The sequence below is a fragment of the Enterococcus sp. DIV1059_2 genome (assembly GCF_051713685.1).
Classification (GTDB): domain Bacteria; phylum Bacillota; class Bacilli; order Lactobacillales; family Enterococcaceae; genus Enterococcus_D; species Enterococcus_D casseliflavus.
The window spans coordinates 354,130-368,102 of the sequence record NZ_JBIOQK010000001.1; the positions used below are offsets into that span (position 1 = coordinate 354,130).

Below are 13,973 nucleotides of genomic sequence, written 5' to 3' on the forward strand. Positions count from 1 at the left end.
CAGATGGGAAAGATCCAAGAGTTATCCGAACGTCTGGCGAACCAAATCGCGGCAGGAGAAGTCGTTGAGCGACCGGCTTCTGTCGTCAAAGAATTAGTTGAAAACGCCGTGGATGCCGGCAGTACCCAAATCGATATTTTTATTGAAGAAGCGGGCTTGCGTAAAATCCAAGTCATCGATAATGGCGAAGGAATTGCAGAAGAGGATGTCTTGACTGCCTTTAAACGCCACGCCACCAGTAAAATCCACAATCGGGATGACTTGTTTCGAATACGTACCCTCGGGTTTCGCGGGGAAGCTTTGCCTAGTATCGCTTCGGTTTCAATCCTCTCGATTGAAACGGCAGTCAAAGGCGCCCAACAAGGCTCCTTTGTGCGCTTAAAAGGCGGCGCTGTTGAAGAGCATCTGCCTGCCAACTTGCGGCAAGGAACCAAGATCACTGTGGAAAACCTCTTTTACAATACACCGGCACGTTTGAAATATGTCAAGACGCTGCAAACGGAACTAGCGAACATCGGCGATATCGTCAATCGGATCGCCCTGAGCCACCCAGAAGTGGCTTTTCGTCTCGTTCATGAAGGCAATAAGATGTTGAGCACCACTGGAAGTGGGCAGTTAAAACAAACCATCGCAGGGATCTACGGGGTGGAAACCGCCAAAAAAATGATCGCGATCGATACTGAGGACCTCGACTTTAAAGTCACTGGCTTTGTGTCACTGCCAGAAGTCACCCGAGCCAGCCGCAACTATTTATCCACGATCATCAATGGTCGTTATATTCGCAACTTCGCTTTGAATAAAGCGATCGTTGCTGGTTACGGATCAAAATTGATGGTCGGTCGTTTTCCATTAGCTGTCCTTGAAATCAAAATGGATCCCTTATTAGTCGATGTCAACGTTCATCCGACTAAGCAAGAAGTTCGTTTGTCAAAAGAAGATGAATTGACCAAGCTAATCAGTAAAGCCATCAATGAGGCGCTGCGGGAAATCAATTTGATTCCTAACGCGGCTGACAATCTGCGTTTTAAGAAAAAAGTTGCCGATCAGCCAAAAGCCCAGCAGCTTGGCTTGGAACTGGAGTCAGCAGGAAATTCGACTTCTGGGTTGTCTTATAATCGCGAAACAGGGAAATTTGAGGTGCAGAGCAACACTTATCAACAGACTGTGGATAACTCTGTGGAAAAACCTGTGGAGGAAGGTGGAAAACTTCCAGAAATGCCACAGGAATCTAGCGACAACCTGTTGGAAGAAACCGAGGAAACCTTTCGCAGTTTGGAAGAGACGCTGCCAAATAAGCCTGTCCGAAAACCATTTGTGGAAGGCCAGACGGAAACAAAAGCGTCGCTGCCAGAAGCGCCAGTCTTTCTCCCAGATGAGACGCCAGAGCTTACGGCGCAAGATCTGCAAAGTCAAGCGACTCTGCATCCTGAAATGCATGGGGATGACCGCAACTACCTAAAAACGGTCGAACGGTTGCTGGAAGAAGAACCAGCGAAGGAGCGTTTTCCCCAATTGGATTATTTTGGGCAGATGCATGGGACCTATTTGTTTGCCCAAAGCGAGGCGGGGCTATATATCGTCGACCAGCATGCGGCGCAAGAACGAATCAAATACGAGTATTACCGCGAAAAAATCGGCGAAGTGACCAATGACCTGCAAGAATTGTTGGTGCCGATCGTTTTGGATTATCCCAACAGCGATGCACTGCAATTACAAGAACAAAGCGACAAGCTGGCAGAAGTCGGGATCCATCTGGAATCTTTTGGGACCAATAGTTTCATCGTCCGAGCGCACCCGACGTGGTACCCTAGAGGTGAAGAAGAAGCCATCATCCGCGAAATGATCGATATGTTATTGACGACAGGAAGTGTCAGTGTCAAAAAGTTTCGTGAAGCAACCGCGATCATGATGAGCTGCAAACGATCCATCAAAGCCAATCACTATTTGAATGAAGCACAAGCTAGGATCTTGTTGCAAGATTTAGCGAAATGCGAGAATCCCTTCAACTGTCCCCATGGTCGTCCGGTGCTGATCCATTTCACCAACAGCGACATGGAGCGGATGTTCAAACGGATTCAAGATCCTCATCGAGCAAGGAGTGGCATGGAATGATTATTTTGGCTTCACAGTCGCCGCGGCGCAAAGAATTATTAGCAGAGTTAGTCTCGGAATTTGCGGTCATACCAGCAGATATCGACGAGTCGGTCCGACCAAACGAAGCTGCGATCCCTTATGTCCAACGGATGGCAGCAGAAAAAGCGGCGGCTATTGCACAAACCAATCCTGAAGATCTGGTGATCGCGAGCGATACGACGGTCGTGGTGGATGAAGAAATCTTAGGAAAGCCAGTCGACCGTAAAGATGCTCGGTCGATGTTGCGAAAAATGAGCGGACGTACCCATTGGGTGCATACCGCCGTCGTTTTGCAAAAAGGCAAACAGCAACGCCAAGCAGTGGTTTCGACGGAAGTTGTGTTTCGTCCTTTGACGGATCAAGAGATCGACAAGTATCTTGCCTTAGATGAGTACCAAGACAAAGCGGGCGCCTATGGGATCCAAGGGGCAGCCAAAATATTTGTCTCATCGATAAACGGCGATTTTTATACGATCGTAGGATTTCCTGTCGCTACGGTCTATCAGTTGTTGCAAGAGTTTACGGAGGAGGAATAAGGATGGATGTTTCTGGTAGTTGTCTTTGCGGCAAAGTCACGATCAACTTGACGGGAGTTGCGAAAGAAATCACGGTTTGTCATTGTAGTCTCTGCCAGAAATTTCATAGCGGACCGATGTTTGCTCTTGCGCCATGCTCGGAGGACCAGATGGCTCTTCAAGGAGCGAAGTGGCTGCGACGTTACGATTCTTCTGAGTGGGCACAGCGAGGATTTTGCAGTCAATGCGGCTCGAGCCTGTTCTTTTACCTCAATGAAACACACACCTATTTTTTTGCGGCTGGGTTGTTTGGCAACTTGCCAGAAGCTGTCTTAACCGAAGAAATCTATACAAAAGACCAACCGCATTTTTACCACTTTGCGGAACCAACGACTCGTTGGCAAAAGCTGCAAAACCCTTAAATAATTTGAGCAAGTCATTTTACATTCGCTAAGAAAAAAGGCATGATAGAGCATACAGGATGAGTCTAGAGGAAAAGCAGGTGAAAAAATGACAGATAAAAAAGAATTAAAAGAAAAATTGTCGCCGATCGAATATGCGGTGACCCAAGAAAATGCAACCGAACGCCCCTTTACTGGCGAGTATGATGATTTTTATGAAAAAGGGATCTATGTTGATATCGTCAACGGAGAACCATTGTTTGCTTCTACTGATAAATATGACGCAGGTTGTGGCTGGCCGTCCTTTTCGAAACCGATCAGTCGCCAAGATATTCAAGAAAAAGCCGATTTTTCTCACGGCATGCATCGGGTAGAAGTCCGCAGCAAAGAAGCTGACTCTCATTTAGGACATGTTTTTTCAGACGGTCCTCAGGACAAAGGCGGTTTGCGCTATTGTATCAACTCGGCAGCATTGAAGTTCATCCCTTTAGCAGAAATGGATGAAAAAGGCTATGGCGAATTCAAATCACTCGTTGAGTAAGTATTAGGAACTGTGTGCGAAAAAAAGACGCAGCAGCATGTCTCGTTTGAAAAAATGCGACTGAAACAACGGTTTTTCCTCCGTTTGTTTCCTGCTAAGCCTTTTCCTTCGTTCACAGTCCTTTTTTTGCCCTCTCGTCTGTGCTACAATAAAGGGAACATATGTACAGAAAGGAAAGCACATGTACGAATATATCATAGGAAAAGTAACGGATATCTTTCCGGCGTATATCGTCGTTGAGACCCATGGCATCGGCTATCAGATCGCTTTTGGCAATCCGTATTCATTTAGCGGCAAGTTGAACCAAGAAGTAAAAATCTATCTGCACCAAGTGATTCGTGAAGATGCTCATAGTCTCTACGGCTTTGCCACGATCGAAGGCAAGCAGTTGTTTTTAAAATTGATCAGTGTCTCAGGTATTGGACCAAAGAGTGCGTTAGCAATCATGGCCAATGAAGACCATACAGGGTTGATCACGGCAGTCGAAAATGGGGACGTCAATTATTTGACTAAGTTCCCAGGTGTCGGTAAAAAGACGGCGCAGCAAATGATCCTAGACTTGAAAGGCAAAGTGGCTGAACTGGTTGGAGAAGAAGCGATCGTTCCTCTAAGCGTAGCAACGACTGCTTTAGATGAAGCGATGGAAGCCTTGAAAGCATTGGGTTATAGCGAAAAAGAAGTCAAGAAAGCCGAAAAACAATTAGCGGCGAATACCACAAAATCGACGGATGAGTACTTGCGGGAAGCTCTCCGATTGATGATGAAAAAGTAAGGAGCAAGTAGACGATGGATGAACGAATTGTTTCGCCAGAAAGCACAGAACAAGAAGAGATCATCGAAAAATCCTTGCGTCCGCAAACCCTTGCCCAATATATCGGACAAGACAAAGTCAAGCAGGAGCTTTCGATTTATATCCAAGCGGCGAAAAATCGAGAAGAAGCGTTGGATCATGTCCTCTTATATGGTCCGCCAGGCTTAGGGAAAACAACGATGGCAATGGTGATCGCCAACGAGATGCAGGTCCAAATCAAGACGACCAGCGGTCCTGCGATCGAAAAACCAGGGGATTTGATTGCGATCTTGAATGAGCTGCAGCCGGGGGATGTTCTGTTTATCGATGAGATCCATCGCTTGCCTCGTGTCGCCGAAGAAATGCTTTATTCGGCAATGGAAGATTTTTATGTGGATATCATGGTGGGGCAAGGGACAACGGCTCACCCAGTTCATTTTCCGCTCCCGCCATTTACCTTAGTCGGCGCAACGACGCGGGCGGGGATGCTCTCGGCGCCACTACGGGATCGCTTCGGGATCATTTCTCATATGCAATATTATGAAGACCATGATTTAAAAGAGATCGTGCAGCGGACTGCGTCGATCTTTGAAACGGATATCGTGGAAGAAGGGGCGATCGAAATCGCCCGCAGATCCCGAGGCACTCCACGGATCGCCAACCGTTTGCTTAAACGAGTTCGCGATTATGCGCAAGTGCAAGCGGATGGGTTGATCGATCGCACCGTTGCTGACCAGGCATTGGCGCTTTTGGCAGTCGATCATGCTGGCTTGGATTATATCGATCAGAAATTGATCCGCACGATGATCGAATTGTATCAAGGCGGCCCGGTGGGATTAAGTACGATCGCTGTCAATATCGGGGAAGAAACCGAAACAGTGGAAGATATGTACGAACCGTTTTTGATCCAAAAAGGATTTTTGAAACGCACCTCGCGTGGACGGATCGCAACGCCGTTAGCCTATGACCATTTTGGCTATCCCCAAAGAAGTGAATAGAACGAAGCAGCAATCAACGATGATTGCTGCTTTTTTGTGCTTTTGGTGAAACGTTTCTTTTTATTTTTTAATGATTTCTGTGAATTAATCGATGTTGAAAAAATACAATATTTGTGAAATTTGATTAAAAGGAAATGTTTGTAAAAATGATTTCTTCTTAAAAAGCTGATATGAAAGCTTTTTTGTTTGTGAGGAACCCAACGAAATTTGTGAAAAAAGAAAAGCTGAAAAAAATAATTGAAAAGGCTTGCATTTTCGATTGGCAGCGGATATAATCTTTTTGTAGAAACGTTTCACCAAAATGTGGAGATATACGTAGTGTTGCGAGGATAGAAAGAAGGAGATTTTGTGTATGAGTAAACTGCAAAAGTTTTATAGTCAACGGCAGCTTCACTGGATGGTTTTTCCCGGCGTGGCATTTATGATCGTATTTAATTATATTCCGATCTACGGAATTATAATCGCTTTCAAAAACTATACGGTGATTGACACGATTTCATCAGCACCATGGGTCGGGTTAGAGAATTTCCGTATCATTATGAATGACAGTTTTTTCTGGGAAGCGGTTAGAAATACGTTAGCCATCAGCTTATTGAAATTAGGTTTAGGTTTTGCGATCCCGATTGTGTTAGCCATTATGATTTTTGAAATGCAAGATGGCCGCTTGAAGAAATTTATTCAAACGGTTTCATACATTCCCCATTTTTTCTCATGGATCGTGCTAGGTGGGATGATGATTTCTTGGCTGTCAACGAACGGCTTCATCAACCAAGTGCTGATGTCGGTAGGATTGATGGACAAAGGGGTCAATCATCTATTGGATCCAAGCAAATATTGGTGGATCGCGGTCCTTTCTGATCTATGGAAAGAAGTCGGCTGGGGAACGATCCTTTACTTGGCAGGTATGTCGCGGATCGATCCAACGTTTTATGAAGCCGCACGAATCGATGGTGCCAGCAAGCTAAGACAGATTCGTTCGATCACATTGCCATTACTGACACCGATCATCTCCTTAAACTTGATTCTGAATGTGAGCGGTATCTTAGGGTCAAACCTAGATCAAACATTAGTTTTAATGAATTCACAGAACCAAAACCGTTCAGAAGTCATCAACTCCTTCGTTTATAAAATGGGGTTGACGCAAGGTGATTTCTCTTATGCAACTGCTGTCGGCTTGGGGATCGCGGTCATTTCTGTCATCTTATTGGTGATCACGGATCGAGTGACCCGCAAGTTGAACAACGGCAATTCAGTTATCTTATAGGAGGAAAAAACATGATCAAAAGAAAAGCAAAAGAAAACACGTGGTTTTACTTCTTCAATACCGTGATCTTGATTTTATTCTCATTGATGATCATCGTACCGATTTGGAATATCTTGGTTTCCTCCGTGTCTTCTAGTTCTGGATTAGCGGGCAACGGCCTCGTGTTATGGCCCAAAGGCTTTACCTGGGAAAACTATCGGAAAGTTTTTTCCGACGCAAGTATCCCCCGTGCCTTCTTGATCTCAGTGTTAAAAACGGTTCTTGGGGCTGCGACCCATACCTTGTTTTGTGCGATCGTGGCTTACGGATTGAGTAAATCACGCTTGGTCGGCCGCAACATCTATACAACGATGGGGGTCATCACCATGTACTTCAGTGGTGGGATGATTCCAACGTACTTGCTGATTCGCTCGCTAGGATTACTGGATTCTTTCTGGGTCTACATTATTCCAGCCTTGTTCAGCTACTATGATGTCGTGATTTTAATGAACTTTTTCCGTGAGATTCCGCCTTCACTCGAAGAATCTGCGAAGATCGACGGTGCAAGTGAATTCCAAATCTTCTATAAAATCTTCTTACCATTAACGAAACCGGCCTTGGCAACCATCATCTTGTTCAACGGGGTTGGCCAATGGAACGATTTTATGACGACAAAACTGTATATCACAAAAGAGTATCTCTATCCGCTGCAAATGAAGATTTATGAAATCATCGTCCAATCCAACTTGAGTACGATGACTGAAAGCGGTAGTACCGACTTTATCGTCCAAGCAACGACCCGTGGGGTTCAGTTGGCTACGATCGTCATCACGACAGTGCCAATTTTAATTATATATCCATTGCTTCAAAAACACTTTATCGGCGGTATGATGGCCGGTGCAGTAAAAGAATAGAAAGAGGGATAGACATGAAAAAAGTAGTAGGCGGTTTATTGGCAGCATCAGCATTACTCAGCTTAGCAGCATGTGGCGGCAGCTCAGACAATGCCAGCAGTTCGGATTTTTCTATCAAAGATCGGTATGAGTTAGATGAAAAGACACCAGCATGGAAACTCGATACCAAAGAAGAACCAACCAAGATCACATGGTACATCAATTCAGACTGGACAGCTTTGCCATTTGGTGAAGATGTGACGACAGCCCAAATCAAAAAAGATTTGAACATTGATATTGAATTTATTTCAGGGGATGATTCGAAATTAAATGCTTTGATTTCAAGTGGTGATATGCCTGATATCGTGACGTTGATGGATAAAACCAGCCAAGCAGCCACAAAAGCTGATAGTTGGGCATACTCATTGAACGATTTAGCGGAACAATACGATCCGTATTTGATGAATGTCGTGACCGAAGATACCTTCAAATGGTTTGCTTTAGATGATGGCAAAACTTATGGCTATCCAAACTATTCCAACACAGCAGCAGACTACGAAAGCGGCAATATTCCCGTCAACGACAACTTTGTGATCCGTGAAGATGTCTATGAAGCATTAGGCAAACCAGATGTTTCGACGCCAGAAAACTATGTGAAAGTCATGAAAGAAATCAGCGAGAAATTCCCTGATTTGACACCAATGGGCTTCACAACGATCGGCGAAACAGCAGGACCATTCTTAGATAAATTGCAAGATTTCTTAGGTGTTCCATTAGAAGATGAAGATGGTGCGTTCTACGACCGTAATTTAGATGAAGAATATATCTCATGGTTGAAAACCTTCAATCAAGTGTATCGTGACGGCAACATCAGTGATGACAGCTTTACCGATGACGGTCCAACCTATGATGAAAAAGTAAAACAAGGGGATTATGCAACGATCTTAGTCGCAGGAACGAGCGGACAAGGCGGGAACTTCACTGAATTCATGAAAAACTCTGACACACGCTATATCGCAATCGATGGCCCTGCCAGCACGTCTGGTCGTGAAGCAACCTTGAACCAAACTGGAATCTCTGGCTGGTTGATCAACTACATCACAAAAGATGCGGCGGATCCAGCAAAAGTAACCCAACTCTTCACGTACTTGATCGATGAACCAGGACAAATTTTGACAAAATTCGGTGTTGAAGGCGTGACGTATGAATACAACGATGAAGGCAAAATCGATTACTTGCCAGAAATCAAAGAAATGGAACAAACCGACAACGAAGGCTACAACAAAAAATATGGTATCAGCCGTTTCAACTACTTTAACAATGACCGTGTCAATGCAATGAAAGTCAAAACCGAAAATGCGTTGACTCAAATGCAAGAGTGGGGCGAAGGCAAATTGTATCCACACTTTGTGATTGAAAATACGGATCCAGATGCTGGAACTGCTGAAGCACGTTCAAACACAGCCATCAAAACCAAAATCAACAGCACGATCATCTCACTGATCCGTTCAAAAGATGAAGGAACATTTGACAGCACACTAACCGACTTTGAAAGCTTCTTAGATTCAAACAACTGGGATGCAATCAAAGACATTAAAACTGAAAAAATGGCCGAAAACCGCGAACGACTAAAATAACCCCCATAGGAGAGGAAAGGAAGCCAAAAAAAAGACCTTTCCTCTCCTTTGCTTTGAAACACAGGTTTTGCGCGCACTTTGCGCAAAATCTGATGTTTCAAAGTACTAGGCGACTGTAAGGAGCGTAGTGACCAACCAAAGAAACACAGGTTTTGCGCGTACTTTGCGCAAAATCTGATGTTTCAAAGTACTAGGCGACTGCAGGGAGCGTAGTGTCCGTACAAAGAATCACTGCGATTGGCTCACGTAGTGAGACGTGCAACCTGCAACCCAGAAAACTGTACGTTGAGAAACGACCCAAATTCACAAGAAGGCAAGAAACAAGTTTACGTAGCACCCGCAGCACAAATCAGCAAGTTTTGATTGGAGGATCATAATGAATCGACTATTTTCTTATGAAGGATGGTACTATCGGGTCTTTGCTTTTTTAGCAGATATGATCATTGTTAGTTTTCTCTTTATGATTCCAGCAATGACGCTGATTCTCGCAGGACCAGCATTGATCGCGCTGTATCAGACGATCGATCAATTGTACAAGGAACGGGATGTCCCGATTTGGCAGCGATACAAGCAAGCATTCTTAAGCAACCTCAAACGTGGGCTCTTCTTAGAAGGTCTTATTATTGCGTATGTCGCAGTCTTTGCTGGGTTGATCTATTCCTTGATGATGATTACACCTTACTTTGGCGTTTTAGCCGTGATCCTCGTTAGCTTGGCTGCGCTGTATCTCGTCGTGTTCGTTCTCTTGTACAGCTTGTTTGCCCAATCATTGCAAGAAACAGCAAAAGAAACGGCCTATGCGGTTCTTAGCAGTACGGCGAATGCGATCATTTTATTGGTGGTCCCCATTCTTGTCTTTGTATTGTGCAGCAAAGTGAACCTATTCTTATTTGTTTGTTTAGGGATCTCAGGCTCAGCCTTTGTCCAAGTGTTGTTTTTCAATAAAGTATTAGCGAAGGGGGAAGAGACAAATGACTGAATCCACAGCGACGGATCGATCCTATTTTTGGGCTTCGGTCCAACAAGAACTTGACACCCTTCCGCTAGCCTTTGAAAGAACCAAACAAGCGCCTTTGCTGAAAGGGATCGATTGTTTTACGATTTCTTTTCAAAGTCTTGGTAATGAAACGATCTATGGGCATCTGCTGCTGCCAGAACAAGCGGCAGATTGTCCAATCGTGATTGATTTTTTAGGCTATATGAATCATGTGCAAGAACCGTTCCAATTTGCTCATTGGTTATTGATCGGCTGCGGCTGTCTTGTCATCGACAATCGCGGGCAAGGGGGACGCACGCAAGATCAGGTTCCCTATGAAACCACGCAGCATGAAGCACCTTTTGGACGCGGCATCTTGAAAAAAGAAGATTTTTATATGAAGCGATTGGTCGCAGATAGTTTGCGCACACTAGAAGTCCTTCAACAGATACCGGAAATCGATCCGCAGCGCATTATTTTAAGAGGCGGCTCACAAGGAGGCGGCATCGCCTTATTGGTCAACGCATTAACGAACGTCCCGATTTTTGCGACGTTTGCCGATGTGCCAAGCCACTCCAATCTTGTCCATCGGATCGAACAAAAAACAGGAAGTTACCAGGTGATTCAAGAGTATATCGAACAATTTCCAGAAACGCGGGAAACGATCTATCAAGTCATGAGTTATTTTGATTTGAAGTATTTTGCTCATCAGATAACTGGTCCTGTTTATACATCGGTCGGCAGTGCTGATCCCATCTGTCCCATGGAAGATTTCTTCGTTTCCTATAAAAAGATTCCTGGACCGAAAGAATTGCGTATTTACTTAAATAAAGGGCATGGCGGCGGCGAAGCGAAACAAATCCGTCGTGAGATGCAGCAAATCACAAAATTACTCAAAGGAAATGAATGCAGATGAAAGCAGCAACCTATAATCTACGAGTCGATACCGACTATGACCAAGAATGGCAATGGCACTATCGATCGGAGGCGGTCTGCTCCTTGATCGATTACTACGACTGGGATGTTCTGGCGATCCAAGAAGCTCGTCCCAGCCAATTTGCAGATTTAGCAAAGTTAGCGCAGTATGCTTCCGTCACGGCTGAACGTGACGGTGATGGCTTAGGCGAAGGCATCGGACTGTATTATCAAAAAGAGGCTTTCGAGTTATTAGATTCAGGTTCGTTTTGGTTGTCATTGACACCGACTGAACCAAGTATTCATCCAGAAGCTGCGTATTCACGCTTATGTGTTTGGGCAGTCTTGCAGGAAAAAAAGAATCCGCCGTTTCTTGCTATCACGACTCATTTAGATAATATTTCAGAAATGGCTCGTTTTGAAGGGATGAAAGTGATCCTTGAGCAGCTGGCAGATCAGATCGAACGCTATCCTGTATTGCTGATGGGCGACTTGAATGCGGAGCCAACGGAGCGGGTGCATCGGTACTTAGAGCAGCATTTTCAAAATGCCAAAGAACATGGACAAAAGCCCCATCATGGGCCAAAAGGCTCCTATCAAAATTTTATTTATACGTTACCATGGCAAGAACTAGAAGAAATTGATTATATCTATACGAAAGGCTTCACGGTGGTCAAAACCGCCTGTCTAACGGATTCTTATGATCGTCGTTTTCCCTCCGATCATTTCCCTTTAGCAGCAGAAGTCCAATTTGAAGAAAGCAAAGGATGAATAAAAATGGAACAGCAGAAATTAACCGAACTACTTTCAGAAATGACCTTAGATGAAAAAATCGATCAGTTGCTGCAACTGGCAGCGGCTTTTTATTCAGATAAAGCAGAAGAGAAAACAGGTCCGATGGGCGACTTAGGACTGACACAAGAAAACATCAACAATGCGGGAACAACGCTAGGTGTTTCTGGTGCAAAAGAAGCGATCCGCGTCCAAAAAGAGTATATCGCCAATAACCGCTTGAATATCCCGACGATATTAATGGCGGACATCATTCACGGCTTTCGGACGATTTTCCCGATTCCATTAGGATTAGGTAGTTCATGGGATTTGGCAGCAGCGGAGAAAATGGCGGAAGTATCTGCCAAAGAAGCAGCTGTTTCTGGCTTGCATGTGACCTTTTCACCGATGGTGGACTTAGTAAGAGACCCACGCTGGGGCCGTGTCATGGAATCGACCGGGGAAGATCCTTACTTGAACAGTCGCTTCGCTGAAGCCTTCGTCAAAGGCTATCAAGGGGATGATTTGCGAACGGATTTCAACCGCGTGGCTGCTTGCGTCAAACATTTTGCGGCTTACGGTGCGGCTATCGGTGGTCGCGATTACAACACGGTCAATATGTCAGAACGCCAACTGCGAGAAAGTTATTTGCCAGGCTATAAAGCAGCCCTTGATGCTGGTGCCAAGCTGGTGATGACCTCCTTTAATACGGTAGACGGCATTCCAGCAACGGCCAATCGCTGGCTTTTCCGCGATGTTTTGCGAGAAGAATTCGGGTTTGAAGGCGTTGTGATCTCTGACTGGGCAGCAATCAAAGAAGTGATCGCTCATGGCGTAGCGGAGGATGAAAAACATGCCGCTGAACTAGCCATCAAAGCTGGGGTCGATATCGAGATGATGACGACTTGCTACACCGATAACTTGAAAGAGTTGATCGCAGAAGGCACCGTTGAGGAAGCCTTAGTCGATGAAGCGGTGCTAAGAATCTTGACCTTGAAAAATGAGCTGGGTCTATTTGAAAATCCATACCGCGGCGCTGATGAAGCCGCTGAAGCAGCCACTGTTTTGTCTCAAGAACACCGAGAGATCGCCAGCGATATCGCAAAGAAATCAATGGTGTTGTTGAAAAATGAAGGTGTTCTGCCGTTGCAGAAAACCGAAAAAGTCGCGATCGTGGGCCCAGGTGCTCACTCCCGTGATCTATTAGGTGCTTGGTCTTGGCAAGGAAAACAAGAAGAAGTAGTGACATTAGTGGAGGGTGCTCAAGCCTTGGGTGCGGATCTGTTGATCGGTCAAGAGCCCTTTGATTATTTTGCACCGTCTGAAACGGCGATCCAAGAAGCGATCGAATTAGTGAAGGCAGCCGATAAAGTGGTCTTAGCACTAGGAGAGCAGGAATGGATGAGCGGCGAAGCTGCCAGCCGCAGCGACATTCGTTTGCCGCAAGCCCAATTGTCCTTGGTTGAAACCTTAAAAGAATACAACGAGCAATTGATCGTAACTCTTTATAACGGTCGTCCTCTTGATTTGCAAGGTGTGGATGCAGCCAAAGCGATCGTCGAGGCTTGGTTCCCTGGAACCGAAGGCGGAAACGCACTTGCTCAGATCCTGTGGGGAGAATACAATCCAAGCGGTCGCTTGAGCATGTCATTCCCAGAAACCGTTGGACAAGTTCCTGTGTATTACAACGTTGACAATACCGGTCGTCCTTATGAAAGTGCACCGGATGAAAAATATGTCTCGAAATATTTGGATGTCTCCAATTATGCCAAATATCCATTTGGGTTTGGCTTGAGTTATAGCCCAGTTGCGTATTCTGCGGTGACGTTGGATCAGCCGACTATGACCAAAGATCAAACGGTCACGGCTTCCATCACTGTTACGAACCAAGGAACAGCAGCGGTCTGGGAAACGGTCCAATGCTACATTCGCGATTTAGTCGGTGAAGTGGTTCGCCCAGTGAAAGAACTGAAAGGCTTTAAGAAAATTTGGCTAGAGGCTGGCGAATCAGCAACCGTTCAATTTGAGATCACGGAAGAACTGCTGCGCTATGTCCACAGCAACCAACAATTAAGCAGTGATCCAGGGAAATTCCACATCATGATTGGTGGGAACAGCCGAGACACCCAACAAACAACCCTGCAATTAGTTAGGTAAGAT

The 13,973-nt window shown here is 45.2% G+C and carries 13 protein-coding genes; all 13 read left to right on the plus strand.

Translation table 11 applies throughout. The features are described 5' to 3' along the window. The first annotated feature begins 3 nt into the window (after positions 1–3). Positions 4–2,112, plus strand: coding sequence for a DNA mismatch repair endonuclease MutL (gene mutL / locus IGI72_RS01720; RefSeq protein WP_438752814.1), 2,109 nt, complete (start codon positions 4–6; stop codon positions 2,110–2,112). Then, complete coding sequence (locus IGI72_RS01725; protein ID WP_015508832.1) at positions 2,109–2,669, plus strand: Maf family protein; 561 nt, start codon at positions 2,109–2,111, stop codon at positions 2,667–2,669. The genes mutL and IGI72_RS01725 overlap by 4 nt, the downstream gene beginning before the upstream one ends. A gap of 2 nt (positions 2,670–2,671) precedes the next feature. Continuing rightward, positions 2,672–3,070: a GFA family protein gene (locus tag IGI72_RS01730; RefSeq protein WP_438752818.1), complete on the plus strand. Its 399-nt coding sequence runs from the start codon at positions 2,672–2,674 to the stop codon at positions 3,068–3,070. 88 nt (positions 3,071–3,158) lie between these two features. Then, a complete protein-coding gene (gene msrB / locus IGI72_RS01735; protein ID WP_008376288.1) occupies positions 3,159–3,590 on the plus strand; it encodes a peptide-methionine (R)-S-oxide reductase MsrB in 432 nt (143 codons plus the stop codon). Positions 3,591–3,771: 181 nt separating this feature from the next. Beyond that, positions 3,772–4,362: a Holliday junction branch migration protein RuvA gene (ruvA, locus tag IGI72_RS01740; RefSeq protein ID WP_005232405.1), complete on the plus strand. Its 591-nt coding sequence runs from the start codon at positions 3,772–3,774 to the stop codon at positions 4,360–4,362. Positions 4,363–4,376: 14 nt separating this feature from the next. Then, entirely contained in the window at positions 4,377–5,378 is a 1,002-nt protein-coding gene (gene ruvB / locus IGI72_RS01745; RefSeq protein ID WP_005227171.1) for a Holliday junction branch migration DNA helicase RuvB, read from the plus strand. Between the two features lie 352 nt (positions 5,379–5,730). Beyond that, complete coding sequence (locus tag IGI72_RS01750) at positions 5,731–6,642, plus strand: ABC transporter permease (protein WP_005232388.1); 912 nt, start codon at positions 5,731–5,733, stop codon at positions 6,640–6,642. 11 nt (positions 6,643–6,653) lie between these two features. After that, positions 6,654–7,535 carry a carbohydrate ABC transporter permease gene (locus IGI72_RS01755; RefSeq protein WP_005227173.1) on the plus strand — a complete coding sequence of 294 codons (882 nt, stop codon included), beginning with the start codon at positions 6,654–6,656 and terminating at the stop codon, positions 7,533–7,535. 14 nt (positions 7,536–7,549) lie between these two features. Beyond that, positions 7,550–9,151 carry a sugar ABC transporter substrate-binding protein gene (locus tag IGI72_RS01760; RefSeq protein WP_010748650.1) on the plus strand — a complete coding sequence of 534 codons (1,602 nt, stop codon included), beginning with the start codon at positions 7,550–7,552 and terminating at the stop codon, positions 9,149–9,151. Between the two features lie 376 nt (positions 9,152–9,527). Continuing rightward, positions 9,528–10,130, plus strand: a complete 603-nt coding sequence (locus tag IGI72_RS01765; protein ID WP_016609537.1) for a DUF624 domain-containing protein — start codon at positions 9,528–9,530, stop codon at positions 10,128–10,130. Then, positions 10,123–11,043: an acetylxylan esterase gene (locus IGI72_RS01770; RefSeq protein ID WP_016609538.1), complete on the plus strand. Its 921-nt coding sequence runs from the start codon at positions 10,123–10,125 to the stop codon at positions 11,041–11,043. The genes IGI72_RS01765 and IGI72_RS01770 overlap by 8 nt, the downstream gene beginning before the upstream one ends. Further along, a complete protein-coding gene (locus IGI72_RS01775; protein WP_271771309.1) occupies positions 11,034–11,813 on the plus strand; it encodes an endonuclease/exonuclease/phosphatase family protein in 780 nt (259 codons plus the stop codon). Before IGI72_RS01770 ends, IGI72_RS01775 begins: the two co-directional genes overlap by 10 nt. A 6-nt stretch (positions 11,814–11,819) precedes the next feature. Then, the gene (locus IGI72_RS01780; protein ID WP_438752824.1) at positions 11,820–13,970 is read left to right on the plus strand and encodes a glycoside hydrolase family 3 N-terminal domain-containing protein; all 2,151 of its coding nucleotides are present in this window, start codon (positions 11,820–11,822) and stop codon (positions 13,968–13,970) included. The last annotated feature ends 3 nt before the right edge of the window (positions 13,971–13,973 follow it).

Coding starts and splice junctions, on each gene's coding strand:
- mutL (WP_438752814.1), top strand. CDS start 4: ATGGGAAAGATCCAAGAGTTATCCGAACGTCTGGCGAACCAAATCGCG.
- IGI72_RS01725 (WP_015508832.1), top strand. CDS start 2,109: ATGATTATTTTGGCTTCACAGTCGCCGCGGCGCAAAGAATTATTAGCA.
- IGI72_RS01730 (WP_438752818.1), top strand. CDS start 2,672: ATGGATGTTTCTGGTAGTTGTCTTTGCGGCAAAGTCACGATCAACTTG.
- msrB (WP_008376288.1), top strand. CDS start 3,159: ATGACAGATAAAAAAGAATTAAAAGAAAAATTGTCGCCGATCGAATAT.
- ruvA (WP_005232405.1), top strand. CDS start 3,772: ATGTACGAATATATCATAGGAAAAGTAACGGATATCTTTCCGGCGTAT.
- ruvB (WP_005227171.1), top strand. CDS start 4,377: ATGGATGAACGAATTGTTTCGCCAGAAAGCACAGAACAAGAAGAGATC.
- IGI72_RS01750 (WP_005232388.1), top strand. CDS start 5,731: ATGAGTAAACTGCAAAAGTTTTATAGTCAACGGCAGCTTCACTGGATG.
- IGI72_RS01755 (WP_005227173.1), top strand. CDS start 6,654: ATGATCAAAAGAAAAGCAAAAGAAAACACGTGGTTTTACTTCTTCAAT.
- IGI72_RS01760 (WP_010748650.1), top strand. CDS start 7,550: ATGAAAAAAGTAGTAGGCGGTTTATTGGCAGCATCAGCATTACTCAGC.
- IGI72_RS01765 (WP_016609537.1), top strand. CDS start 9,528: ATGAATCGACTATTTTCTTATGAAGGATGGTACTATCGGGTCTTTGCT.
- IGI72_RS01770 (WP_016609538.1), top strand. CDS start 10,123: ATGACTGAATCCACAGCGACGGATCGATCCTATTTTTGGGCTTCGGTC.
- IGI72_RS01775 (WP_271771309.1), top strand. CDS start 11,034: ATGCAGATGAAAGCAGCAACCTATAATCTACGAGTCGATACCGACTAT.
- IGI72_RS01780 (WP_438752824.1), top strand. CDS start 11,820: ATGGAACAGCAGAAATTAACCGAACTACTTTCAGAAATGACCTTAGAT.